Annotated in this window: 25 protein-coding genes, 2 tRNA genes and 2 pseudogenes; 25 read left to right on the top strand and 4 right to left on the bottom strand. The window is 48.7% G+C overall.

The annotated features are described in order from the left end of the window. The first annotated feature begins 39 nt into the window (after positions 1 to 39). The 14 genes and pseudogenes from G614_RS0120135 to G614_RS34655 form a co-directional block, all read left to right on the top strand. Positions 40 to 111, top strand: a tRNA-Gln gene (locus G614_RS0120135). 179 nt (positions 112 to 290) lie between these two features. Then, positions 291 to 1,322 carry a lysylphosphatidylglycerol synthase transmembrane domain-containing protein gene (locus tag G614_RS0120130; RefSeq protein ID WP_027643392.1) on the top strand — a complete coding sequence of 344 codons (1,032 nt, stop codon included), beginning with the start codon at positions 291 to 293 and terminating at the stop codon, positions 1,320 to 1,322. Between the two features lie 151 nt (positions 1,323 to 1,473). Beyond that, positions 1,474 to 1,546: transfer RNA gene (locus G614_RS0120125), tRNA-Gln, on the top strand. 145 nt (positions 1,547 to 1,691) lie between these two features. Then, on the top strand, positions 1,692 to 2,423 hold the full coding sequence (locus G614_RS0120120) for an acyl-[acyl-carrier-protein] thioesterase (RefSeq protein WP_027643391.1): 732 nt from the start codon (positions 1,692 to 1,694) through the stop codon (positions 2,421 to 2,423). Between the two features lies 1 nt (position 2,424). Beyond that, positions 2,425 to 3,258, top strand: a complete 834-nt coding sequence (locus tag G614_RS0120115) for a S1 RNA-binding domain-containing protein (protein WP_027643390.1) — start codon at positions 2,425 to 2,427, stop codon at positions 3,256 to 3,258. A gap of 139 nt (positions 3,259 to 3,397) precedes the next feature. Further along, positions 3,398 to 4,237, top strand: a complete 840-nt coding sequence (locus G614_RS0120110; RefSeq protein WP_027643389.1) for a YitT family protein — start codon at positions 3,398 to 3,400, stop codon at positions 4,235 to 4,237. Positions 4,238 to 4,503: 266 nt separating this feature from the next. Next, positions 4,504 to 5,616: an ABC transporter ATP-binding protein gene (locus G614_RS0120105; protein ID WP_027643388.1), complete on the top strand. Its 1,113-nt coding sequence runs from the start codon at positions 4,504 to 4,506 to the stop codon at positions 5,614 to 5,616. A 141-nt stretch (positions 5,617 to 5,757) separates the two neighbouring features. Then, entirely contained in the window at positions 5,758 to 6,846 is a 1,089-nt protein-coding gene (locus G614_RS0120100) for a PucR family transcriptional regulator (RefSeq protein WP_022200946.1), read from the top strand. Between the two features lie 14 nt (positions 6,847 to 6,860). After that, entirely contained in the window at positions 6,861 to 7,532 is a 672-nt protein-coding gene (ftsE, locus tag G614_RS0120095) for a cell division ATP-binding protein FtsE (RefSeq protein WP_027643387.1), read from the top strand. A gap of 69 nt (positions 7,533 to 7,601) precedes the next feature. Next, entirely contained in the window at positions 7,602 to 8,510 is a 909-nt protein-coding gene (locus G614_RS0120090) for a cell division protein FtsX (protein ID WP_027643386.1), read from the top strand. A gap of 15 nt (positions 8,511 to 8,525) precedes the next feature. Further along, a complete protein-coding gene (locus tag G614_RS0120085; RefSeq protein ID WP_027643385.1) occupies positions 8,526 to 9,734 on the top strand; it encodes a murein hydrolase activator EnvC family protein in 1,209 nt (402 codons plus the stop codon). Positions 9,735 to 9,776: 42 nt separating this feature from the next. Beyond that, on the top strand, positions 9,777 to 11,186 hold the full coding sequence (locus G614_RS0120080) for a S41 family peptidase (protein WP_027643384.1): 1,410 nt from the start codon (positions 9,777 to 9,779) through the stop codon (positions 11,184 to 11,186). 221 nt (positions 11,187 to 11,407) lie between these two features. Further along, positions 11,408 to 11,875 (top strand): SDR family NAD(P)-dependent oxidoreductase, encoded by a 468-nt coding sequence (locus tag G614_RS28190; protein ID WP_242828156.1) that lies wholly within the window; start codon positions 11,408 to 11,410, stop codon positions 11,873 to 11,875. Between the two features lie 29 nt (positions 11,876 to 11,904). Next, a pseudogene (locus G614_RS34655) lies at positions 11,905 to 12,255 on the top strand (acetyl-CoA C-acyltransferase); the annotation flags it as partial. 215 nt (positions 12,256 to 12,470) lie between these two features. Here the strand turns inward: G614_RS34655 and G614_RS0120055 are convergent. After that, positions 12,471 to 13,226, bottom strand: coding sequence for a GntR family transcriptional regulator (locus tag G614_RS0120055; protein WP_027643382.1), 756 nt, complete (start codon positions 13,224 to 13,226; stop codon positions 12,471 to 12,473). A 174-nt stretch (positions 13,227 to 13,400) separates the two neighbouring features. On the opposite strand from G614_RS0120055, the gene G614_RS0120050 reads away from it, so the two are divergent. The 10 genes from G614_RS0120050 (at position 13,401) to G614_RS0120000 (ending at position 21,139) form a co-directional block, all read left to right on the top strand. After that, entirely contained in the window at positions 13,401 to 14,378 is a 978-nt protein-coding gene (locus G614_RS0120050; RefSeq protein ID WP_027643381.1) for an SIS domain-containing protein, read from the top strand. 147 nt (positions 14,379 to 14,525) lie between these two features. Continuing rightward, positions 14,526 to 14,945 (top strand): PTS sugar transporter subunit IIA, encoded by a 420-nt coding sequence (locus G614_RS0120040; protein ID WP_027643380.1) that lies wholly within the window; start codon positions 14,526 to 14,528, stop codon positions 14,943 to 14,945. Positions 14,946 to 14,951: 6 nt separating this feature from the next. Beyond that, positions 14,952 to 15,416, top strand: coding sequence for a PTS sugar transporter subunit IIB (locus G614_RS0120035; protein WP_027643379.1), 465 nt, complete (start codon positions 14,952 to 14,954; stop codon positions 15,414 to 15,416). 29 nt (positions 15,417 to 15,445) lie between these two features. After that, the gene (locus G614_RS0120030) at positions 15,446 to 16,201 is read left to right on the top strand and encodes a PTS mannose/fructose/sorbose/N-acetylgalactosamine transporter subunit IIC (RefSeq protein ID WP_027643378.1); all 756 of its coding nucleotides are present in this window, start codon (positions 15,446 to 15,448) and stop codon (positions 16,199 to 16,201) included. Beyond that, positions 16,191 to 17,027 carry a PTS system mannose/fructose/sorbose family transporter subunit IID gene (locus tag G614_RS0120025; RefSeq protein ID WP_080664571.1) on the top strand — a complete coding sequence of 279 codons (837 nt, stop codon included), beginning with the start codon at positions 16,191 to 16,193 and terminating at the stop codon, positions 17,025 to 17,027. Before G614_RS0120030 ends, G614_RS0120025 begins: the two co-directional genes overlap by 11 nt. Before the next feature lie 132 nt (positions 17,028 to 17,159). After that, a complete protein-coding gene (locus G614_RS31450; RefSeq protein ID WP_242828155.1) occupies positions 17,160 to 17,321 on the top strand; it encodes a hypothetical protein in 162 nt (53 codons plus the stop codon). Between the two features lie 79 nt (positions 17,322 to 17,400). After that, complete coding sequence (locus G614_RS0120015; RefSeq protein ID WP_027643376.1) at positions 17,401 to 18,240, top strand: YitT family protein; 840 nt, start codon at positions 17,401 to 17,403, stop codon at positions 18,238 to 18,240. A gap of 149 nt (positions 18,241 to 18,389) precedes the next feature. After that, complete coding sequence (gene pyrF / locus G614_RS0120010) at positions 18,390 to 19,307, top strand: orotidine-5'-phosphate decarboxylase (RefSeq protein WP_027643375.1); 918 nt, start codon at positions 18,390 to 18,392, stop codon at positions 19,305 to 19,307. 19 nt (positions 19,308 to 19,326) lie between these two features. Then, a complete protein-coding gene (locus G614_RS0120005; RefSeq protein WP_027643374.1) occupies positions 19,327 to 20,121 on the top strand; it encodes a dihydroorotate dehydrogenase electron transfer subunit in 795 nt (264 codons plus the stop codon). 115 nt (positions 20,122 to 20,236) lie between these two features. Then, on the top strand, positions 20,237 to 21,139 hold the full coding sequence (locus tag G614_RS0120000) for a dihydroorotate dehydrogenase (protein ID WP_027643373.1): 903 nt from the start codon (positions 20,237 to 20,239) through the stop codon (positions 21,137 to 21,139). Positions 21,140 to 21,325: 186 nt separating this feature from the next. Here G614_RS0120000 and G614_RS34650 read toward each other — a convergent pair whose 3' ends face one another. Together G614_RS34650 and G614_RS0119995 are read right to left on the bottom strand one after the other, a co-directional pair. Next, positions 21,326 to 21,643, bottom strand: coding sequence for a helix-turn-helix transcriptional regulator (locus G614_RS34650; RefSeq protein ID WP_334291513.1), 318 nt, complete (start codon positions 21,641 to 21,643; stop codon positions 21,326 to 21,328). A gap of 92 nt (positions 21,644 to 21,735) precedes the next feature. After that, positions 21,736 to 22,041, bottom strand: coding sequence for a helix-turn-helix domain-containing protein (locus G614_RS0119995; RefSeq protein WP_027643372.1), 306 nt, complete (start codon positions 22,039 to 22,041; stop codon positions 21,736 to 21,738). Positions 22,042 to 22,161: 120 nt separating this feature from the next. On the opposite strand from G614_RS0119995, the gene G614_RS0119990 reads away from it, so the two are divergent. Next, entirely contained in the window at positions 22,162 to 22,470 is a 309-nt protein-coding gene (locus G614_RS0119990; protein ID WP_155245090.1) for a hypothetical protein, read from the top strand. A 9-nt stretch (positions 22,471 to 22,479) separates the two neighbouring features. Here the strand turns inward: G614_RS0119990 and G614_RS34645 are convergent. After that, a pseudogene (locus tag G614_RS34645) lies at positions 22,480 to 22,803 on the bottom strand (IS630 family transposase); the annotation flags it as partial.

The following is a 22,803-nucleotide window of genomic DNA, read 5'->3' as shown; positions in this document are numbered from 1 at the left end:
AATGCGGACTATATAATATAATATATTTCGTTGTGTTGATGGGCTATCGCCAAACGGTAAGGCAACGGACTCTGACTCCGTCATTTCAAGGTTCGAATCCTTGTAGCCCAGTTTGTTAAATCTTGGTCCCGTAGGCGTTTTGCCTGACGGGATTTTTTGTTATATTTCTGTTTTCGGACCGGGAATCCTGTGGGGCGGGAACCTGCAAGTCTGGATATCCATGGAGGCAGGAACCTGCGGGGACGTGAAGCTGTGGAAACGGAAAGACGTGACTGGGAGAGGAGGAAGACATGTCCGATAAAAAGAAGAATCTGCTCAATGGAATATTCCTTCTTACTGTATTTGTTCTGACCATTTACAGTGTATTTTCAGGCAAGGATTTAAGTGACATAGCGGACACCATATCCGAGGCATCTCCTGTATGCCTGCTTATGGGGGTTGGCTGCGTTGTTTTTTTCATATGGGCGGAGTCTGCCATCCTGCATTATCTGTTCGGCACCCTGGGCGTAAAGACTAAGAGAAGGACCTGCTTTCTGTATTCCTCCGTGGGGTTCTTCTTCAGCTGCATCACGCCTTCGGCAGGGGGAGGACAGCCAGCCCAGGTATACTATATGAGGAAGAACATGATACCAGTGCCTGTGGCCACGGTGGTGCTCATGGTGGTAACCATTACATACAAATCCGTGCTGGTGGTGATTGGCTGTCTGCTGGCCATATTCGGTCAGGGCTTTTTAAACCGTTACCTGTATGAGGTCATGCCTGTCTACTATCTGGGTCTGGGGCTTAATGTGGTGTTCTGCGCCGCCATGCTGATTCTGGTATTCCACACCTCCCTTGCCAGGGACATGGTGATGCGGCTTCTGGGAATTCTGGAGTATTTCCATATCCTTAAGAAGAAAACCTCCAGAACAGAGCGCCTGCTCCTTACCATGGAGAATTATAATGATACGGCTGCCTTCCTGCGCCAGCACAAGCATGTGCTGCTTAAGGTGTGGTTCCTCACCTTCTGCCAGCGGCTGGCATTGTTTTCAGTGACATATATTGTGTACAGGGCCTTCGGGCTTAAGGGGACTGCCATGATTACCCTGGTGCTTCTCCAGTCAACTATTTCCGTGTCCGCTGATATGCTGCCTCTTCCGGGGGGCATGGGAATCAGCGAGCATCTGTTCCTGACCATTTTCGACCCTATTTTTTACGGGGATCTGCTTTTGCCGGCCATGGTATTGTCCAGAGGTATTGCGTATTATGTGCAGTTGGGATTCAGTGCGGCGGTGACTATGTACGCCCATCTTACCTTGGTGAGAAAGCACAGAAAAACCTAAAAGCTTTTAGTGCCGCAGGGCTTCCATTTCGAGAAGGTTAAAAAAAATAAAAAAAGTTCTTGACTAAATGCCACAATATGGGTATAATTAACTCCGCAGCCGGCAATCAGGACAAACAGTCAGGGCAGGGCGCTGCAGATAAACTGAATAATGGGCTATCGCCAAACGGTAAGGCAACGGACTCTGACTCCGTCATTTTCAAGGTTCGAATCCTTGTAGCCCAGTTACTAATCCCACAGATGAAAGTCTGTGGGATTTTGCTTGTATACCCAAGGGAATTTATGATACAATAAAGGGCGTAGCACCGGGGCGGGACATGGCAGTGCGGCAGCGGAAGCTGAGTCCTGGTCCCGGGAGAATGAGGTAGATATGTATACATTTAACAGCAGGGTCCGTTACAGCGAAACGGACGAAGGAGGGTGTCTGTCGGTTTCAGGCATCATCAATTATATGCAGGACTGCAGTACATTCCAGTCAGAGGACTGCGGTGTGGGAGTGGGTTATCTGGAAGCCAGCCATAAAGCGTGGCTTTTGTCTTCCTGGCAGATTATGATAGACCGGTATCCCGGGCTGGGGGAGAAGCTGGTGGTGGGAACATGGCATTGTGCGTCAAAGGGCATATACGGCTGCCGGAACTTTGTTCTGCGGGATGAGGAGGGGACGGATGTGGTCAGGGCTGAATCCCTGTGGTTCCTCTACGATACAGATAAGAACATCCCGATCCGGGTGCGGCCCGGGGATACGGCTCCTTACGGCGAGCCTGAGCCAAGGCTGTTATTAAGCCCCTGCCCCAGGAAAATACCTGTGCCAGACAACTGCGAGGCAGGCGGGCCCATCGTGGTTGCCAGACACCACATTGACACAAACCACCATGTGAATAATGCCCAGTATGTGGAGATGGCCAGAGAGGCCATACCGGAGGGGCTTGTGATAAAGGAGATACGGGCTGATTACAAAAAGGCGGCTGTATTGGGAGATGTCCTGACTCCCCGGGTAAGCATGGACCGGGACTGTCGGGAGTGGACAGTGGTCCTTGAGGGCAGCACAGGAGAAACCTGCGCTGTGGTATGGCTGAGGACAAAAGGACAGGAGGAAGATTGAGATGATTGAATTAGGAAAAGTGCAGGAGCTTGAAATAATAAGGACAAAAGAATTCGGAGTATATCTGGCTGAGAAGGAGGGGGATGAGGCAGCTGTTCTTCTCCCAAGGAAACAGGTGCCGGAAGGAGCCAGGATTGGGGACAAGGTGGAGGTGTTCATCTATAAAGACTCATCGGACCGCCTGATTGCCACCACGGGAAAGCCAAAACTGCAGGTGGGCGAGACAGCGAAGCTGGAGGTCAAGGATGTGTCCAAAATTGGGGCTTTTCTGGATATGGGACTGGAGAAGGACCTGCTCCTTCCGTTTAAGGAGCAGACCCACCCGGTGAGAAAAGGGGAGCAGTGCCTTGTCACCCTGTATGTGGACAAGAGCAGACGCCTGGCAGCTACCATGCGCGTCTATTCCCATATGAGCAACCAGTCGCCTTATAAGGCAGAGGACTGGGTCACAGGCACCATCTATGAAATCAATGAAACCATCGGGGCCTTTGTGGCGGTTGACCACAAATATTACGGACTTATTCCCAAAAAGGAGCTTTACGGCAGGTTCAGGGAGGGCGATACGGTCCAGGCCAGGGTCACCAGGGTGCGCGAGGACGGAAAACTGGATTTGTGCGTCAGGGAGAAATCCTATGTGCAGATGGGGACTGACGCAGAGAAGGTATTAAAGGTCATGGACGAATTCGACGGGGTGCTTCCCTTTAATGACAAGGCAAAGCCGGAGGTTATCATGCGTGAGTTCAGCATGAGCAAAAATGCCTTTAAGCGTGCCGTGGGCAGGCTTTTAAAGGAAGGTAAGATTCGTATTACGGATAAGACCATTGAGCGCGTATAAGCGTATGGAATGGAGAGGGAGGGTACATACTTTTTAGTACAGCATAAAAAGTGCCGGAGGGATGGAATGTCTGTGTCTGCAGCCAGTGCGGGCCGGCTCCGGTACATGGGGACATGGATTGGGGAAAGGACGGGGAGACATGAAGAAGAGGAATCCGGCGGCGGATTATACCATGATTGTGGCAGGGACATTTCTGATTGGCTTTGCCATCAAGAATATTTATGACCCTGTGAACATGGTTACAGGCGGTGTGTCGGGCGTGGCCATTATTGCCAAGGAGCTGTGGTCTGTTCCTCTGTGGCTGACCAATACAGTGCTGAACATCCCGTTATTTGCGGCCGGATTCTTTTTCTGCGGCTGGCGGTTTATCAAGCGCACCCTCTTTGCCACGGTCATGCTCTCGGTTTCCCTGTATGTTCTGCCGGAGGCGTCCTGCCTGGAAAGCGACCTTTTTCTGTCAGCCTTATTCGGGGGAATCATAAGCGGTGTGGGAACCGGCCTGGTGTTTCTGACCAGCTGCACCACCGGAGGTACGGATTTGCTGGCGGCCCTGATTCAGAAACGCCTTAAGCACTATACACTGGCCCAGATCATGCAGGTGCTGGACGGCTTGATTGTGGCGGCGGGCGCCTCCGTGTTCGGCATCAGGACCGCTCTTTACGCCCTCATTGCCATTTTCTGTGTGGCTAAGGTTACGGACGGCCTGATAGAGGGACTTAAGTTTTCCAAACAGGCTTATATTATCTCCGGGCATTACCGGGAGATTGCAGAGGCCATCATGGAACAGATGGGAAGGGGAGTGACCAGCCTGGAGGCCAGGGGCATGTACTCGGACCAGGAGAAGAAGATGCTGTTCTGCGTGGTTTCGAAAAAGGAAATTGTTCGGTTAAAGGAGATTGTGGCGGAGTTTGACAGCGGCGCATTTGTTATCGTAAGTGATGCCAGAGAGGTATTTGGTGAAGGATTCATCGAATATTAGGCCCTTAATTTTGTGGCTTTTGCCGATATTTTCGGGAAAAACGCAGTTGATTAACATAATTAACAAAAAGTTAGTGGTAAATATTGGAATGCTTTGTGATTTAGGACATTTTTTTTTCCTCGTATACAAATTAGCTAAAACCCCAATTTTGATTTTGTGGAATTGCGATATGGATTCCCCAGGGGGTTTAATGTATTATAAGAGCAGTTACAAAAGAGGGTAAAACACATATGTGTTAAGCGTATTATTTAGGAGGAAAAGACAGAATGGCTAGTTTATCACTGAAAAACGTAACAAAGAAATATCCAAATGGATTTGTAGCAGTTAAGGATTTCAATCTTGAAATCGCCGATAAGGAATTTATCATTTTCGTAGGTCCTTCAGGATGCGGTAAGTCCACAACCCTTCGTATGATTGCCGGTCTGGAAGATATCTCATCCGGTGAGCTCTACATCGACGATAAGCTGGTAAATGACGTTGAACCGAAGGACAGAGATATCGCCATGGTATTCCAGAACTATGCTCTGTATCCACATATGTCTGTATATGACAATATGGCATTCGGACTGAAACTGAGAAAGACACCAAAGGATGAGATTGACAAGAAAGTGCATGACGCAGCCAAGATTCTCGACCTGGAGCATCTGCTGGACCGTAAGCCAAAGGCTCTTTCCGGCGGCCAGAGACAGCGTGTTGCCATGGGACGTGCCATTGTCCGCAGCCCCAAGGTATTCCTGATGGACGAGCCGCTGTCCAACCTGGATGCAAAGCTGAGAGGACAGATGCGTGTTGAGATTTCCAAGCTTCACCAGAGACTGGAGACCACCATCATCTACGTTACCCATGACCAGACCGAGGCCATGACACTGGGTACCAGAATCGTCGTTATGAAGGACGGCATCATCCAGCAGGTGGATAACCCGCAGAATCTGTATGATAAGCCATGCAACAAGTTCGTGGCAGGATTCATCGGAGCTCCCCAGATGAACATGATAGACGCAACCGTTGGCAAGGACGGCGCTCTGACAACCTTAAGCTTCGGCGGACATACCGTAGCCCTTTCAGAGGCTAAGTCCAAGAAGTTAGAAGACGCCGGATACATAGGAAAGGTAGTTACCCTGGGCATCCGTCCCGAGGACCTTCACGACGAGGAATCCTACCTGGCTATGTCTCCAAAGAGCGTATTTGAGGCTACTGTCCGCGTATACGAGATGTTAGGCTCCGAGGTTCTGTTATACTTTGATATCGAGGACGCAAGCTTTGTTGCTAAGGTAAATCCGCGTACCACCGCAAGGCCCGGCGATACTATCAAGCTGGCCATGGATTTAGAGAAGATCCACATTTTCGACAAGGATACGGAACTGGTTGTTCTTAACTAATACAAAAGAACCGTAAGCGAAAATTAAGGTAAAAAGAAGCAGGAGAGTATACAACTCTCTTGCTTTTTTTGTAATTTTGCATTAAAATATGAAAATAGGGTTATTAGTTACTCCGAATACGTTTGAAAAGGAGAGTATAGAATGATTTCAAATCAGATACTTCAAACCACACTGGATGGATTAAAGGCAATTACGAGAATTGATTTGGGTATATGTGATACAGAGGGAAAAGTGCTGGCTTCTACATTTACCGATGCGGAAGACTCCGAGAGCTCGGTTCTGGTTTTCGTGGATTCACCGGCTGACAGCCAGGTTATCCAGGGATACCAGTTTTTCAAGGTGTTTGATGAGCACCAGCTGGAATACATCCTCTTAGCAAAGGGGGCCAGCGATGATGTATATATGGTTGGCAAACTGGCCGCATTCCAGATTCAGAACCTGCTGGTAGCATATAAGGAGCGTTTCGATAAGGACAACTTTATCAAGAACCTGCTTCTCGACAACCTGCTGCTGGTAGACATTTACAACAGGGCAAAGAAGCTGCACATTGACACGGATGTAAAGCGCGTGGTCTACATCATCGAGACTCACAACGAAAAGGATATCAATGCACTGGAGACAGTGAGAAGCCTCTTCGCGTCCAAGACAAAGGATTTCATTACGGCTGTGGATGAGAAGAACATCATTCTGGTAAAGGAAGTGCGTCAGGGAGAGACCTACGGGGAGCTGGACAAAACAGCCAACACCGTATTGGACATGCTTAACACCGAGGCCATGACAAAGGTGCGGGTGGCATACGGCACCATTATCAATGACATCAAGGAAGTCTCACGTTCCTACAAGGAAGCCAAGATGGCGCTGGATGTAGGCAAGATTTTCTACGCCAATAAGAACGTCATCGCTTACAACAACCTGGGTATCGGACGTCTGATTTATCAGCTGCCTATTCCGCTGTGCAAGATGTTTATCCGCGAGGTATTTGACGGCAAGTCTCCGGACGAGTTCGACGAGGAGACACTGGCTACCATCAACAAGTTCTTTGAGAACAGCCTGAATGTGTCCGAGACCTCCAGACAGCTCTATATCCACAGGAATACCCTTGTATACCGTCTGGATAAGCTTCAGAAGAGCACCGGACTGGACCTGCGTATTTTCGAGGACGCCATCACCTTTAAGATTGCCCTGATGGTTGCCAAGTATATGAAGTATATGGAAAGCCTGGATTATTAGGCCGGAGTCAGTGGATGATAGAGATTAGCAATGTGAGCAAGATCTACGAGACAGGGAACAAGGCCATTAAGGATGTATCCCTTACCATTGATGATGGTGAGTTCGTGTTCATCGTAGGAAGAAGCGGTTCCGGCAAGAGTACGCTGATGAAGCTGCTCCTCAAGGAGCTGGAACCCACAAAGGGACGTATTGTGGTGAATGATATGGACCTGGGAAGGATGCCGGGAAGGTATGTTCCCAAATACCGCAGAAAATTAGGCGTGGTCTTTCAGGATTTCAGACTCCTGAAGGACCGCACTGTGTTTGAGAATGTTGCATTTGCCCAGAGGGTAATCGGGGTACCGCCCAGGGTAATTCGGGAGACAGTGCCGGAGATGCTCAGGCTGGTAGGGCTGTCGTCCAAGTACAAAGCCTACCCCAGACAGCTGTCCGGAGGCGAGCAGCAGAGAGTGGCCATTGCCAGGGCCTTGATTAATGACCCTGAGGTGCTCCTTGCGGACGAGCCCACCGGTAACCTGGACAGCTTTAATACCCATGAAATCATGAGGCTTCTGGAGGAAATCAACCAGAGGGGGACTACTGTGATTGTGGTTACACACAGTCAGGAAATGGTGGATGAGATGAACAAGCGGATCATTACCATGGAACGGGGGTCGGTTATCAGTGATGTGGGCGGATATTATTAGGGCACTGCCCCAGAGGCTCTGGAGAGCTTACGGGCATGCGTTTTCCGCCGGAAAGGCAAATGGACAGCAATGAGAATCAGTACATTTTGGTATTGCCTGAAACAGGGCATCATTAATATATGCAGAAATATTTTGTTCTCGCTGGCATCTATAGCGACTATTTCTGCATGTATTTTTTTATTCTGTCTTTTTTTCGCCCTGATAGCCAATGTGCAGAATGTGGCAAAGACAGCAGAGACAACAGTGGGAATCACTGTATTTTTTGATGAGGATATGCCGGAGGACCAGATTCTGGCTGCCGGCGATGTTATCCGGGGCTGGGAAGAGGTGCGGGAGGCGCAGTATATATCCGCTGCTCAGGCGTGGGAGAACTTTAAGACAGAGTATTTTGAGGGGATGGAGGAGCTGGCAGAGGGATTTGCAGATGACAATCCGCTGTCCGGTTCCGCCTCCTATGAGATATTTCTTAATGATATTGAGGAACAGGATAAAATCGTGGAGCGTCTGGAAGGAATGGAAGGTGTGAGAAAGGTGCGCTATTCCAGTACAGCCGTGGCCGGACTGACCAGCGCGGGAAAGATGGTGGGGGCCATGTCGGCCGTGATTATCTGCGTACTGCTGGCTGTGGCGGTTTTCCTGATTAGCAATACCATTTCCGTGGCCGCGGCCTTCCGCAGGAGGGAAAATGAAATCATGCGCTTAATCGGCGCCACCAACTATATGATTCGTGCGCCCTTTGTGGTGGAGGGTGTGCTCCTTGGCGCTTTGGGGGCGGCAGTGCCTCTGGCCGGCATGTATGTGCTTTACCAGAAGGCAGTCATCTATATCGGTGAGCACTATCAGATGCTGGCAGGCATGTTTGAACCCATACCGCTGGGAGATATATTCCCCTATATGGCGGCCACAGCCGGGTGCCTGGGTGTGGGCATTGGCTTTTTCGTCAGTTATTTTACCATCCACCGTCACTTGAAGGTATAGGGAAGGAGGATGTGAATGAGGATGAGACATTGGATTTGTGCGGCAGCGCTGTCAGGCGGTCTTTTGATAGGCGGTACGGCGGCATTTTCAGCCTACGCCACCAGTGTGGAGATAGAGGATGCCAAGAAGCAGGTATCTGCCCTGGAAGAGGAAAAGAAGAAGGTGGAGAGTACCCTGAACCAGCTGGAAGGATTAAAGGCAGATACGGCAGCTTATGTGAAGAAGCTGGACGGCAGTCTGTCCTCACTGGCAGAGGAGCTGGAACAGCTGGGAAACCGGATTACCCTGAAGGAAGAGGAGATAGGTCAGGCACAGATACAGTTAGAAGAGGCGAAACGCGAGGAGGAGCATCAGTATGACAGCATGAAGCTCCGCATTAAGTACATGTATGAGAACGGTCAGAACAATCTGATCGATATGGTCATGGAGTCCGGCAGCATATCGGAACTGCTGAACCGCGCGGAATATGTGAGCCAGATTGCGGAATATGACAGGAAGATGCTGACAGCCTATGCTTCTGCAAAGGAGCAGGTGGCTGCCAGGGAACAGGACCTTGAGAAGGAGCATGGCGAGCTTCTGGTGCTTCAGGAGTCCACCCAGGCCAAACAGGCTTCCATGCAGAAGCTGATGGATTCCAAGCAGAAGGAGCTGGACTCATATAATTCCAGGATTGCCATGGCCCAGGATGAGCTGGACCAGTACAATGCAGACATCAAAGCCCAGGAAGAACAGATGAAACGAATCGAGGCCGAGATGAAGCGGAGGGAAGAAGAGGCCAGGAAAAAGGCGGAAGCAGCCGGTAAGACGTATACCGTATCAAATTTGGGGAATATTAGTTTTAAGTGGCCCTGTCCGTCCAGCAGCAGGATTACCTCTAATTTTGGAGACAGGGAGTCTCCCACAGAAGGGGCATCCAGCAACCATAAGGGAATCGATATCAGCGCCAGCACAGGGGCGGATATCATAGCTGCGGCTGATGGTGAGGTTGTGATATCTACATACAGCTATTCGGCGGGCAATTATATTATGATTGACCACGGAGGCGGAGTGAGCACGGTCTACATGCACTGCTCCAAGCTGCTGGTGGGCATGGGGGAAAAGGTGACAAAGGGCCAGGTGATTGCAAAGGTAGGATCCACCGGTTATTCCACCGGTTCCCACCTGCATTTTGGAATCCGCTCAGGGGGGACCTATGTGAATCCCCGAAGTTATGTAAGCCCGTGACCCATCATAGGATAGAAGGAACGGACAGATAGGAGACGTAAATTGGAAAATCGTGAATTTGACAGACAGGAACATTATATGAGCGGGCAGCCGGATGGTCCCTACAGGGATAACGGGCCGGGGCCTCAGGACGGGAACCGGAATGGAGCAGGAAAGAACCGGTTCTGGGCCGGGGCTCTGGTGGGAGCCCTTGTAACCGCGTTCATAGGATTGATTGTGGTGGGCATGTCGGCCGGTATCTATATCTTCGGCAAGCGGGTCATGAGCCGTCAGCCCAGCGTGGCCATGGAGGGCAAGGGACCCGGAATCACAGATGGAAGCAGCCATAAAGGCGGTGTGGATTTTGACCGGGTTACGGCCAAAATGTCCATGATTCAGCAAATCATAGATCTTCATTTCCTGTACGACGAGGACGCCGGCAATGTGGAGGATTTTATTTACAGAGGGATGCTGGCCGGTCTGGATGACCCTTATTCCACGTATTACACGGAGGAGGATTTTCGTTCCATCAATGACAGCACAAAGGGAACCTACTCCGGTATCGGAGCCATGTTAAGCCAGAACAGGACCACGGGGTTATGCACCATCGTGAAGGTGTTCGAGGGTTCCCCGGCCCTGGAGGCAGGGATGCAGCCCGGGGATATTATATATAAGGTGGGCGATACCCTGGTGGCTTCCGAAAGCCTTGATGTGCTGGTGAACAATTACATTAAGGGCAAAGAAGGCACGGATGTGGCTATCACGGTATACAGGGCGGACAAGGACGAGTATGTGGATATGTCTGTTACGCGGCGCAAAATCGATGTGCCCACCGTGGAATACAGCATGCTGAACGATAAAATCGGCCGGATTACTGTGTCGGAATTTGACGTGATTACAGTGGAGCAGTTTGCGCAGGCAGTGGATCAGCTTCAAAAGGACGGTATGAAGGGCTTAATCATCGACCTGCGGAGCAATCCCGGCGGAGTCCTGGACAGCGCTGTTAAAATGGTGGATTATATTCTACCCGACGATTTGGACCAGTATAAAAAGGGGAAGGGCAAGACCCTGATTGTTTACACGGCAGACAAAAACGAAAAGGGCGATGTATACACCGCCTCAGACGGCCATGAGCTGAAAATGCCCATCGCCATCCTGGTTAATGGAGACTCAGCCAGCGCTTCCGAGGTGTTTACGGGAGCCCTGAAGGATTATGACTGGGCTACCGTGGTGGGAACCACCAGCTACGGAAAGGGAATTGTACAGAACCTGATTCCTCTGGGAGACGGTTCCGCCATCAAGATTACCACAGCCCACTATTATACGCCCAGCGGTTTTGACCTGCACGGAAAGGGAATTGAGCCGGATGTGGAAGTGGAGCTGAACGAGGAACTTAAAACCCAGGCCGTGGTGAAGCCGGAGGAAGACAACCAGCTTCAGAAGGCAGTCCAGGTATTGAAGGAAAACAAATAGACAGTATGGAAGGGGCTCCGGTCATGGCAGATCATGACCGGGGCTTTCGTACTGTCTGCGTACCCTGCCAAGCTGTTGCTATTTACGACGACTTTTGCTATACCCCGAGTTTGCCAATATCCATCTCATTCATTCTTTGTATTGCGTTTTCTCTGAGCTGCCTGGAACAAATTTTCCTCCTCGATATACTCCCTGAGCGAATCCACGTATTTCTCCGACAGATGCACTACATAATTGTCGGCATCGATTGGAATCCCTTTATCCGTCATCTGGCGGATGGCGCATATATAGAAGATATCCAGGGCAGGTATCAGTTCATGACCCGCCTCAGCGGCAAGATGGTAGTGGTTTCCTCCGCCCGATCTAAGATGGGCATGGCCGGCTATACAGGCTATTGCGCTTCCAAGGGGGCCTGCGACCTGATGATTCAGTCCCTGGCCTGCGACCTGTCGGCAAAATACAATATCAATGTAAACACCATCAATCCCACCGTGTTCCGCTCAGAGCTTACAGAATGGATGTTTGATACGGAATCCGAGGTTTACAGGAACTTCCTGAAGCGCCTTCCAATCGGACGGCTGGGCGAGCCATCGGATTTTGTGGGGATGGCAGTGTTCCTGGCGGCGCCGGCATCGGACTTCCTTACAGGAGGAAATTACGATGCCACAGGCGGCTACTGGGCCTGCTAGAGCTGCGGCGCGGAGCAAAATTAAGAAGAAACGCTTCCAGCATCAATGACGGGGCCGCGGCTGTTGTGGTGATGAGCGAGGAAAAGGCAGAGGAGCTGGGCGTGAAGCCCATGGCGTACTGGCGAGCAGGCACCCTGTCGGGTGTGGCGCCGGAGATTATGGGCGTCGGGCCTGTGGCTGCCACCAAAAAGGTATTGGAGGAAACAGGGATGGGGATTGAGGCATTTGACCTGATTGAGGCAAATGAAGCCTTTGCCGCCCAGCTGCCGCATTCTGGTGACCCTGCTCCATGAGATGGAGAAAAGAAATGCAAAAAGGGCCTTGCCACCCTTTGCATCGGAGGCGGCATGGGCTGCGCGGCCATTGTAGAAAGGCAATAGCAATATAACCGGGGTTTTGGCGGCTGTCCTGCCTGTCTGTGGACGAGAGCAGGATGGCCGTTGCCATATCCTGCCGGAATTAATAAGACAGATACAGAATGTGAAAGCTGGATAAGTATTTTTTCTGCCGGCAGGTATAACCTGCGGGCAGTTTTTTTGAGCTGACAGCAGGTTATACCTGCCGGCAGTTTTTTTGAGCTGACAGCAGGGGTGCTTTATTCGACGGAAGTTCTTTCTTCCATATGCAGGTGCTTATTGGTCTTTACCACATATGTGATGGAGTCGCAGCGGATCAGAGTAGAGGAATGGTGAATAGGAAGACCATTCTGATCATAAGCTGTTTTTTCGATATAGAAAAGAGGATCTCCGATCACACACTTTAGCAGCGCGGCATTAGCGCCATCTGCGGAGATTCCGTTGATCTCCATGGTGGATGATGTAATTTCCACTCCATAGTCTTCTTTAAAAATATGGTAGAGTGGCTTTCCGGTAACGGCTTTTTGTATAAAGTCGGGGAATCTTTCTTCCGAAACATAGATGGTATCGGTTCCGATTGGCCTGGAATCCGCCCACATCAGGCGTTCTACACAGAAGAGCGGGTTGCCTTCTTCAATCTCCAGACACTCTGACAATTTGGAATCAGAGAGTATGCTTTTGACTGCCAATACGTTTTGTTTAGCAGAGTGTCCCATGGACGAGAGGGAATCGGCAAAGCCCTTGGATTCGGAAAGGTTCACTTTATCTTTTCGGGGAAGGACAAAGGTGCCCTTTCCCTGAACTTTCTGTACCATCCCATCCCGGGAAAGCTTTTCCATGGCCTTTCGTATGGTGATTTTGCTTACATTGTATTTCTGGCTGAGTTCCACCTCTGTAGGAAGCTTGTCGCCGTCTTTATAGACGTGGGACTGGATATCGTTTCGGATGGCGGCGTCAATCTGAAGATACAGAGGTTTTGCGCTTTTTGAATTCATAGTCAGGAATCTCCTTTGGGTTTTTATTATATCACATATTACCATGATAAGCAATTTTGTAATTTTATTGTTTTTTTATCAGAAAGGGCTTGCTTTTATAGTAATATATAACTATAATAAAATACATAAAGTTATATAATGATATATAATCAATAATCGGAAAGGAGATAAGATATGAGAAAAGAGCATTTTGACCAGATTAGCCGTGCGGTAGAGGCACTGAAGAAGAAAGGTGGAGTAAATGTTTGCTATTTTGTAGCCTGCGGGGGTTCACAGGCAGTTTTAATGGCGGGGCAATACATATTTGACAAGGAGACCAGGGTGCCCAGCCATGTGTACACGTCCAACGAATTTGTGTATGATACGCCGGTGAGTCTGAATGAAAATTCTCTGGTTATTTCCTGTTCACATTCTGGAAATACACCGGAGACGGTGGAGGCTACTAGATTGGCCAGAGAGAAAGGGGCAATGACCATCGCTTTGTCGAATTCGGAAGAGTCGGAACTTTGGAATGCGGCGGAGTATCCGGTTCACTATGACTGGGGAAAGGAGGTCAGTGACAGTGATAAAAATAAGGGGATTCTGTATGGATTGCTGTTCAGTCTTTTAAAGGTTCTTGAGCCGAAGGAAAAGTGGGATGTATGTCTGAGAGAGCTGGATAAGCTCACGGAGCTTTCTGAGAAGGCCAAGACACAGTATCAGGAACAGGCCAAGCAGTGGGCAAAGGAGAATAAGCGTGAGAAGCTGATCTACACCATCGGCAGTGGGATAAATTACGGAGAGGTATATTCTACAGCTATGTGCTGGTTTATGGAAATGCAGTGGATTCATTCCGGGTGCATCCACTCAGGCGACTATTTTCACGGACCCTTTGAAGTAACAGATTACGATGTTCCCTTCCTTCTGGTGAAGAGCATCGGCAATACCCGTTTTTTGGATCAGAGGGTAGAGAATTTCAGCACCAAGTACAGCAGAAAAATGCTGATCCTGGATCAGAAGGAGCTGCCTCTGGACAACGTGGCCGGGGAGGCAAAGCCTTATCTGGCTGCGATCCTGTCTGGCGTGGTTATCCGGGTGTTTGTGGAGGCTATTGCCTTTGAGAGAGGACATTCTCTGGATGTACGCCGCTATATGTGGCATATGGAATATTAATAGATGTGAAATGCGCTGTATAGGAATGGAGAAGCTAAAAACAGAGCTTCGTCTGAAGCCGGGGGAGGCGGAGCTGCCGGGGCCGGACGAGAGGGGCAAAGCGGAGTGTATTTTGAATTCTTTGTTCCGGATTTAGTGAGGTGAAGTATGGAAGAAAGGGATTTTGGCGTATTGTTGCTCACCCATGGCGAGCTGGCAAAAGGCTACGAGAGCGCTCTGAAGCTGGCTTTGAACATGGAAGAATCACAGCTTGATATATTATGTCTGAAGGCGGGAGAAGGACTGGACGAGTTTGGAGACAGAATTGAGGCTGTGCTTGATGAAAAATACAGGGATGAATGTGTGGTCATTCTGTTGGATTTGCCGGGAGGAACACCGGCTAATATTGCTCTTCGGTTTATGTCTGAGTCCAGAAAGCTAATTGCAGGGATTAATCTGGTGATTGCGCTGGAGGTTATGATTGAGAAATTGAACCATACATTATGGAAAGACCTGAACCTGGATAGAATTGTAGAGGATGGAAAGAACAGCATTGTTTACTACAACAGGCTAGTGAAGGAGGGATAAATTATTATGATAAAGCTGGTGCGTGTAGACCACAGACTGCTTCATGGACAGGTGGTGTTTTCCTGGACCAGGCAGATGGATATTAATCATATTATTGTAGCGGATGATAAGGTGCCCAACGATCCCATTGGAAAGATGGCTCTGTCCATTGCCAAACCGGTGGGCTGTACGCTGGATATCATCCCTTTTTCCCAGTTGGCGCAGGCAGTGGAACAGAACAAAAATAAAAATATCATGATTATCGTAAAGGGGCCCCAGGAAGCCAGGATGCTTTGTGAGATTCTTCCTGAGGTAAAGGAGATTAACTATGGAGGCGTGGCGAAAAAACAGGACTCCAGGGAATATGGAAAGGCGGTATATCTGAATGAAGAGGAGCTGAAGGAGACCAGAGAGATTCTGGCCAGGGGAGTACGGATCTACATTCAGCAGGTGCCCACCGCTTCTGTGGAGCATCCTGATTTTTCTAAATAGGCTGCGTTTGTTATGGAAGGAGGATAATCGTGTTAGTAAAGTCAATCTTGTTAGGGCTGGTTGGAGTGATCGGCGTGATCGACTCGCGGCTGATTGGACGTCAGAATATCGGCCGCCCTCTTATCTTAAGTACGTTGTCCGGTCTTGTTCTGGGCGATTTGAGGATGGGAATCACCCTGGGAGCAAGTCTGGAGCTGATTTCAATGGGGTTTGTGGCAATCGGAGCGGCGGGACCGCCAAATATGCAGTTTGGCAGCATTATTGCCACGGCATTTGTTTGCTTGTCTGGAGCTTCTACGGAGGCGGCTTTGACGATTGCCATCCCGGTGGCTGTAATCGGAGAGTTCATGAGCGCGATCATGCGTATCGTCGTTGCCCAGTTTTCTCATGTGGCAGATGCAGCGATCGAAGGAGGCGATTACCGCAGGGCAAAAAATATTCATATCTGGTGGTCCTTCATATTGAATGCGCTGATTTATTTTATTCCCATTTTCCTTACAGTTTATCTGGGTACGGGAATTGTGGAGGTAATTGTGAATGCCATTCCGGAGGTAATCTCAAATGGACTGACGGTGGCCGGAAATCTGCTTTCTGCTCTGGGTTTTGCTATGCTTTTGAGCACCATGATCTCTAAGAAGCTGTTCCCCTATTTCCTGTTCGGTTTTTTGGTGGTGGCTTATTCCGGCCTGGATTTAATCGGACTGACGATGTTTGCATGTATTCTGGCCTTTATCTTAGATAAGGTTTCTTATGGCAGAAGGGAGGGAGCGCAGAATGGATTATAATGAGCAGGCGCATCAGGACGCGCTGATCACCAAAAAGGATCTGCGAAGCTTGTATCTACGTTCCTGGACCATCATGTGCTCCTGGAATTATGAGCGGCAGATGCATATGGGATTTATGTTCGGCATGGCTCCGATTTTGGACAAGCTGTACAAAAATAAGCCGGAAGAAAAGAAAGCGGCTTACCGCCGCCATATGGAGTTTTTTAACTGTACTCCGCAAATGACCGGCTTTATCATGGGACTGGCGGCTTCCATGGAGGAGCAGAATGTGAAATCGGAGGACGGTACTTTCCAGGCGGATTCCATTTCCATGGTAAAAACCAGTTTGATGGGACCGTTTTCAGGAATTGGTGACAGCTTTTTTCAGGGGACTTTAAGAATCATTACCTTTGGAATCGGCCTGTCATTTGCGCGGCAGGGAAGTGTTCTGGGACCGATCCTGGCGGTGCTGCTGTTTGCGATCCCGTCAATTTTGTTGGGTTACTACGGAACGGTTCTGGGATATGAGTCGGGTAATAAATATCTGGCAAAGCTGTATCAGGAAGGGATTATGGATCGGGTGATGCAGTTTGCGTCCATCGTCGGTCTGGCAGTTGTGGGAGGAATGGTGGCCAGCATGGTGAGCATCACAACTCCGCTGACCTTTACCACAGGCGGTACTGAGCTTGTACTTCAGGATATGCTAGATTCCATAATCCCCAAGCTGCTGCCTCTTGCATTTACTCTGGGTATCTACGGACTGATTCAGAAAAAAGTCAATACCAATGTGCTTCTTCTTGGCATTGTTATCTGCGGTATCATCCTGGGAGCCCTAGGAATACTTTAAAAAATGAGGGCGCTACAAATACGCAGTTATATGGCTGCAGACGGAGGCACGGTAGCTGCTGCTTGCGACGGCCGGGCAAAGTAATAAATGCAATAGATTGCGGCGAAAGACCAGAGGGAGCAGACCCATCCGGTGAAAAGGGGGAACGCTGACTGGTCACCCTTTATGTGGACAAGAGCAGCCGCCATGCGGGTCTATGCCCACAACCAGCCGCCCTATAAGGTTGAGGATTGGGTGACGGGAACGGAGGAAGATACAGTACAGGCGTGTTACTGTATGCAGAACATGGCTTAGACAGTATTGAGAGGACAGCACCATGCAGGGTGGCTGTCCTTTTGCGGCTTTAGGCAGGAGGAATGGAGGGAGACAGGAGATGTTAAAGAGAAACCCGGTTTTAGAGTATGGATGTATGCTGGCGGGCACCCTTTTGATTGGAATCGCTATCAAAAATATATATGATCCGGTAAGTATGGTAACGGGGGGAGTGTCGGGCATTGCCATTATCATAAAAGAACTGTGGGGCGTGCCTTTGTGGCTGACCAATACCATATTGAATATTCCGTTGTTTACAGCAGCTGCCTTTATGATGGGATGGAAATTTATCAAGCGCACGCTGTTATCCACAGTGCTGCTGTCCGTAGCTTTGTATCTGCTGCCGGAGGCTTCCTTTTTGGGAGAAGATCGTTTGCTGGCCGCTCTGTTTGGAGGAATCCTAAGCGGCATGGGTATGGGACTGGTGCTTTTTTCCGGCTGCACTACAGGAGGAACGGATATGCTGGCCGCCCTGATTAAAAAGAAGCTGAAATATTATACAATGGCCCAGATCATACAGGTACTGGACGGTATGATTGTTCTGGCAGGGGCTTCTGTATTTGGCGTTCCAATTGCCCTCTATGCGCTGATTGCTATTTTTTGCGCGGCAAAGGTGACGGACGGTATGATTGAGGGACTTAAGTTTTCGAAACAGGCGTATATTATATCCGATCATTTTCAGGAAATAGCAGATGCGATTATGAAGGGGATGAGAAGAGGCGTTACCAGCCTGGAGGCCAGAGGAATGTATTCCAACCAGGAGAAAAAAATGCTGTTCTGCGTAGTTTCCAGAAAGGAGATTGTTACTTTGAGGGAAATTGTGGCTGAGTTTGACAGGAATGCTTTTTTGATTGTCAGCGATGCAAGAGAGGTGTTTGGGGAAGGATTTATTGAACATTGAAAGGATTAACACTGGAATCAATAAAGCGTTTCTCCTGCGAAAATAATTGCAATACTGGAATATCATTTCTTGAAACAAGGTACTTTATATGTTAAAATGGGGAAAGAATTTACGCGAAGTGCAAAATATTCTTAACAAAGGAGAACATTATGATAAGCCTGTTAATTGAAAAGATAAAGAAAACCAATGCCCCAATCTGCGTAGGACTGGACCCCATGCTGTCCTATGTGCCGGAACATGTGGTAAAGAAATCCCTGGATGCATATGGGGAGACACTGGAGGGGGCTGCCGATGCCATCTGGCAGTTTAATAAGGAAATCATTGACCATACATTTGACCTGATTCCGGCTGTAAAGCCGCAGATTGCCATGTACGAGCAGTTTGGCATTGAAGGACTGATTGTATATAAGAAGACGGTGGATTACTGTCATGAAAAAGGGCTGATTGTCATTGGCGATGCAAAAAGGGGCGATATCGGCTCCACATCCGCTGCCTATGCCACAGGCCATCTCGGCAGGGTGCAGGTGGGGAGTAAATCCTTAAGCGGATTCAATGTGGACATACTCACTGTAAACCCATATCTGGGAACAGACGGCGTGAAGCCATTTGTGGATGTATGCAAGAGCGAGGACAAGGGCCTCTTTGTCCTGGTCAAGACCTCTAACCCTTCCAGCGGTGAATTCCAGGACCGCCTTATTGACGGAAAGCCCCTATACGAGTGGGTGGCTGCCAAGGTGGAAGAGTGGGGAGCCGACTGCATGGACGGGGAATACAGCAATGTGGGAGCCGTGGTAGGAGCCACCTATCCTGAGATGAGTAAGATTCTGAGAAAGCTCATGCCCCGCACCTATTTTCTGGTACCCGGATACGGGGCTCAGGGAGGAACAGCCGCTGACCTTAAGGATTGTTTCAACCAGGACGGACTCGGAGCCATTGTCAATTCCTCCAGAGGAATCATTGCAGCCTATAAACAGGAGAAGTATAAGAACTTTGGGCCGGAGCATTTCGGCGAGGCATCTAGACAGGCAGTGATTGACATGGTTGCTGATATCAGCAGCGTACTGTAAGAGACAGGAGAATCATGTTATGGCAAAGGTAAAAATGACAGCAGCCATCACGTTCCAGGAACAGCTGGCTGCCGATATATACGATATGAGGATAAAAGCGCCTGAGATAGCGGAGACAGCGGTTCCGGGCCAGTTTGTATCCCTTTATTCCCAAGACGGGGCAAGGCTTCTTCCGCGCCCCATCAGCCTGTGCGGCATTGATAAGGAAAAGGGGGAACTGAGGCTGGTATACCGCATTGCAGGGGAAGGGACAAAGGAGTTTTCTGAACTGGCGGAAGGCGATACCATTGATGTCCTGGGACCTCTGGGCAATGGATTCCCCTTAAAAGCCGGCAAAAAGGCATTTCTGATAGGCGGAGGCATCGGCGTTCCTCCTATGCTGGAGCTGGCAAAAGCCCTTCATGGGCTGAATGCAGCAGGGGAGGACGGTCTGGTCCGGTCTGTGCTGGGATACAGGGACAGCCAGATGTTCTTAAAGGATGAATTTGAAGCATACGGCCCGGTATACGTTGCCACAGAGGACGGCAGCTCCGGCACCAGGGGTAATGTGCTGGACGCTATCCGTGAACAGGGCCTTTCGGCGGATATCATTTACGCCTGCGGTCCCACTCCCATGCTCCGCGCGCTGAAGGCATATGCGGCTGAGAAGGGGCTGGAGTGCTGGCTTTCCCTGGAAGAGAAGATGGCCTGCGGCGTGGGCGCCTGTCTGGCCTGCGTGTGCCAGTCCAAAGAGGTGGACGACCATTCACAGGTACACAATAAGCGTATCTGCAAGGACGGTCCGGTGTTCCCGGCAGAGGAGATTGAGCTGTAAGAGCGTCCGGCAGGATGCGCCTGGCTGCAGGCGCAGCTGACAGGGCGTGTCTGGCGGTGGGAAAGTCTGGCCGGATACGGCATGTATAGGTGAAAGATAGCGAGGTACCGTTTAGATGAATATGAGTGTAAATATTGCCGGTGTGGAATTTAAGAATCCGGTAATGGAAGCGTCGGGCACATTTGGCTCCGGCATGGAATACAGTGAATTCGTGGATTTGAACCGTCTGGGTGCAGTGGTTACCAAGGGCGTGGCAAGTGTGCCGTGGCCGGGCAACCCCACTCCAAGGATAGCGGAAGTATACGGCGGCATGCTCAATGCCATCGGCCTTCAGAATCCGGGCATTGACGTTTTCACAAAGAGAGATATTCCCTTCTTAAAGCAGTATGATACAAAAATCGTGGTCAATGTCTGCGGAAAGACCACAGAAGAGTATATTGATGTGGTGGAGCGTCTGGGGGACCAGCCGGCAGACATGCTGGAAATCAATATTTCCTGCCCCAATGTAAAGGAAGGCGGAATCGCTTTCGGCCAGGACCCGAAGGCAGTGGAGGCCATTACCAGAGAGGTAAAGGCCCATGCAAAGCAGCCCATCATCATGAAGCTGAGTCCCAACGTGACGGACATCACTGTCATGGCCAGGGCGGCTGAGGCAGGCGGGGCAGATGCCATTTCCTTAATCAATACCCTTACAGGCATGAGGATTGATATTCATAAGAGGGCATTTGCGCTGGCCAACAAGACAGGAGGGCTGTCCGGTCCTGCTGTAAAGCCGGTGGCTGTCCGTATGGTATACCAGGCTGCCCAGGCAGTGAAGGTTCCTATTATCGGTATGGGAGGAATCAGAAATGCGGATGACGCCCTGGAATTCATACTGGCAGGCGCCACGGCTGTTGCCATTGGCACGGCTAATTTCCATAACCCGTATGCCACGGTGGAGACAGTGGATGGAATCCGGGCATATATGGAGAAGTACGGAATCGAGGATATCCGGGAACTTATAGGGGCTGTGAGATAGTTGGCGTGCGGTAAAATACCATATCATGTTATTAAATGGTGTAGTTTGATATGAAAATGGTGTAGAGAAATCGGAAAGAACTATTAAATCTAATACCTGAAATATAAAAAGGAGATTGCTGATATAATGTAGCAATCTCCTTTTGTTTGTAGACAAGTTCTTTGATTGTATTCAAGAATTTCAAGATTAGGGCATAGTTTTAAATAATTCTATAAATAATTCTTTCTGTCTCCGGGTTAAGGCAGACCAGTAATTCAACATTTCTCGCTGGTCTGACGTGAGAGAGAAGGTTTCATCATCACCAGCGAAAAATTGAGACAATGTGATACCGAATCCTATACAAATCTTTTCTAATGACTGAATAGTGGGCACTTGCTTTTTTCTATACCAAGTAGATATTGTAGATTGTGATAAATCAGAATGTACAGCTAACTCGTATTCTGTCCAATTCCGAGCTAAACGGAGTTTTTGAATTTCTTCTAAAATATCCTTTATAATTATCACCTCTTCTGTAATACTCTATGACGTATATTATAGTGTGTTATAAAACATGCAGTAATTGGACTGGACGTATAAAATATACGTTAAAAATGGGTTTACATGTTTTCAATTAAATTCATAATGATTTCTTGCTGGCTTGTAGTTAAGGTTGACCAATTATCTAACATTTTCTTCTGTTCTGGTGTAAGGCAAATAAGGTCTTCGCCCTCTGCAAAGAATTGGGATAAGGTAATACCTAAACCATTGCATACTTTTTCCAAAGTTGGTAGTGTTGGAACTTGGTTTTTACGATACCAAGTGGATATTGTTGATTGCGTCAAACCAGAGTATTTAGCTAATTCATATTCAGACCAATTTCGTTCCAATCGAAGTTTTGTGATTTTCTTTAGAATATCTATCATAGTATTTTCACCTTTACTTTGTTTATACGTATATTATACTTCGACAAAAACTTGATTTTTAGTTGTTTAAGAAGTATGATTAATACGTTAAAACACACTATGAATGAAAGGGAAATAGTTATGTACATTGAAAAGGAATTGGAAAAGATAACTAGAAACATTAGTTCAAAGGAATTGCTGGATGAAATTCTCAAAGACTATATGGATGAAATGAATAAAGAGAAGTTGGAAATCAGTGAAATTAGTTATCAGCAAAGTAAACAATATTTAGACGCTGTCCTTACTGATAAGCAAAAAAAAGACCTAGAAATGATGGAAAGCCTTTTTGCAGAGAATATGCAGTATAGCATTGGATTTGGATTCAAAAAAGGTCTCTACAGCGGATTTGAGCAGTTTTATGTTAATACTAGTACAACTCGATTTAAATAAGCTTACAATTTAAGCATTGGTAGTAATCTGATTTCTTGGCTTACGTGTCCGTGCTTTGGGCGCACGTTTCCCTTGGTTTTCAGGACTTGCTGCTTTCGCATTTACAACTTCATAGACGATTGTGCCCACATCCTCTTCCGAAAGATCAATCGTGTCCAAGCGGTATTTCCATTTGTAGGGGACGGGAACCTCATTGATTTCTTCAAAGTATTTCAAAATCCGTTCCTTTAGTTCCTCTTTCGAGCCTACACGAATCCCGGACAACATCTGGCGGGTCATTTTGCTGAAAAAGCCTTCCACCATATTCAGCCAGGAGCCATGTGTGGGTGTGAA

Source organism: [Clostridium] clostridioforme AGR2157, assembly GCF_000424325.1.
Lineage (GTDB): Bacteria > Bacillota > Clostridia > Lachnospirales > Lachnospiraceae > Enterocloster > Enterocloster clostridioformis_A.
This window is presented reverse-complemented; position numbering and strand designations above follow the sequence as displayed.

What these genes read in the sequence shown, in the direction of transcription:
- G614_RS0120130 (WP_027643392.1), top strand. Translation starts at nt 291, where the DNA reads ATGTCCGATAAAAAGAAGAATCTGCTCAATGGAATATTCCTTCTTACT.
- G614_RS0120120 (WP_027643391.1), top strand. Translation starts at nt 1,692, where the DNA reads ATGTATACATTTAACAGCAGGGTCCGTTACAGCGAAACGGACGAAGGA.
- G614_RS0120115 (WP_027643390.1), top strand. Translation starts at nt 2,425, where the DNA reads ATGATTGAATTAGGAAAAGTGCAGGAGCTTGAAATAATAAGGACAAAA.
- G614_RS0120110 (WP_027643389.1), top strand. Translation starts at nt 3,398, where the DNA reads ATGAAGAAGAGGAATCCGGCGGCGGATTATACCATGATTGTGGCAGGG.
- G614_RS0120105 (WP_027643388.1), top strand. Translation starts at nt 4,504, where the DNA reads ATGGCTAGTTTATCACTGAAAAACGTAACAAAGAAATATCCAAATGGA.
- G614_RS0120100 (WP_022200946.1), top strand. Translation starts at nt 5,758, where the DNA reads ATGATTTCAAATCAGATACTTCAAACCACACTGGATGGATTAAAGGCA.
- ftsE (WP_027643387.1), top strand. Translation starts at nt 6,861, where the DNA reads ATGATAGAGATTAGCAATGTGAGCAAGATCTACGAGACAGGGAACAAG.
- G614_RS0120090 (WP_027643386.1), top strand. Translation starts at nt 7,602, where the DNA reads ATGAGAATCAGTACATTTTGGTATTGCCTGAAACAGGGCATCATTAAT.
- G614_RS0120085 (WP_027643385.1), top strand. Translation starts at nt 8,526, where the DNA reads ATGAGGATGAGACATTGGATTTGTGCGGCAGCGCTGTCAGGCGGTCTT.
- G614_RS28190 (WP_242828156.1), top strand. Translation starts at nt 11,408, where the DNA reads ATGCACTACATAATTGTCGGCATCGATTGGAATCCCTTTATCCGTCAT.
- G614_RS0120055 (WP_027643382.1), bottom strand. Translation starts at nt 13,226, where the DNA reads ATGAATTCAAAAAGCGCAAAACCTCTGTATCTTCAGATTGACGCCGCC.
- G614_RS0120050 (WP_027643381.1), top strand. Translation starts at nt 13,401, where the DNA reads ATGAGAAAAGAGCATTTTGACCAGATTAGCCGTGCGGTAGAGGCACTG.
- G614_RS0120040 (WP_027643380.1), top strand. Translation starts at nt 14,526, where the DNA reads ATGGAAGAAAGGGATTTTGGCGTATTGTTGCTCACCCATGGCGAGCTG.
- G614_RS0120035 (WP_027643379.1), top strand. Translation starts at nt 14,952, where the DNA reads ATGATAAAGCTGGTGCGTGTAGACCACAGACTGCTTCATGGACAGGTG.
- G614_RS0120025 (WP_080664571.1), top strand. Translation starts at nt 16,191, where the DNA reads ATGGATTATAATGAGCAGGCGCATCAGGACGCGCTGATCACCAAAAAG.
- G614_RS0120015 (WP_027643376.1), top strand. Translation starts at nt 17,401, where the DNA reads ATGTTAAAGAGAAACCCGGTTTTAGAGTATGGATGTATGCTGGCGGGC.
- pyrF (WP_027643375.1), top strand. Translation starts at nt 18,390, where the DNA reads ATGATAAGCCTGTTAATTGAAAAGATAAAGAAAACCAATGCCCCAATC.
- G614_RS0120005 (WP_027643374.1), top strand. Translation starts at nt 19,327, where the DNA reads ATGGCAAAGGTAAAAATGACAGCAGCCATCACGTTCCAGGAACAGCTG.
- G614_RS0120000 (WP_027643373.1), top strand. Translation starts at nt 20,237, where the DNA reads ATGAATATGAGTGTAAATATTGCCGGTGTGGAATTTAAGAATCCGGTA.
- G614_RS0119995 (WP_027643372.1), bottom strand. Translation starts at nt 22,041, where the DNA reads ATGATAGATATTCTAAAGAAAATCACAAAACTTCGATTGGAACGAAAT.
- G614_RS0119990 (WP_155245090.1), top strand. Translation starts at nt 22,162, where the DNA reads ATGTACATTGAAAAGGAATTGGAAAAGATAACTAGAAACATTAGTTCA.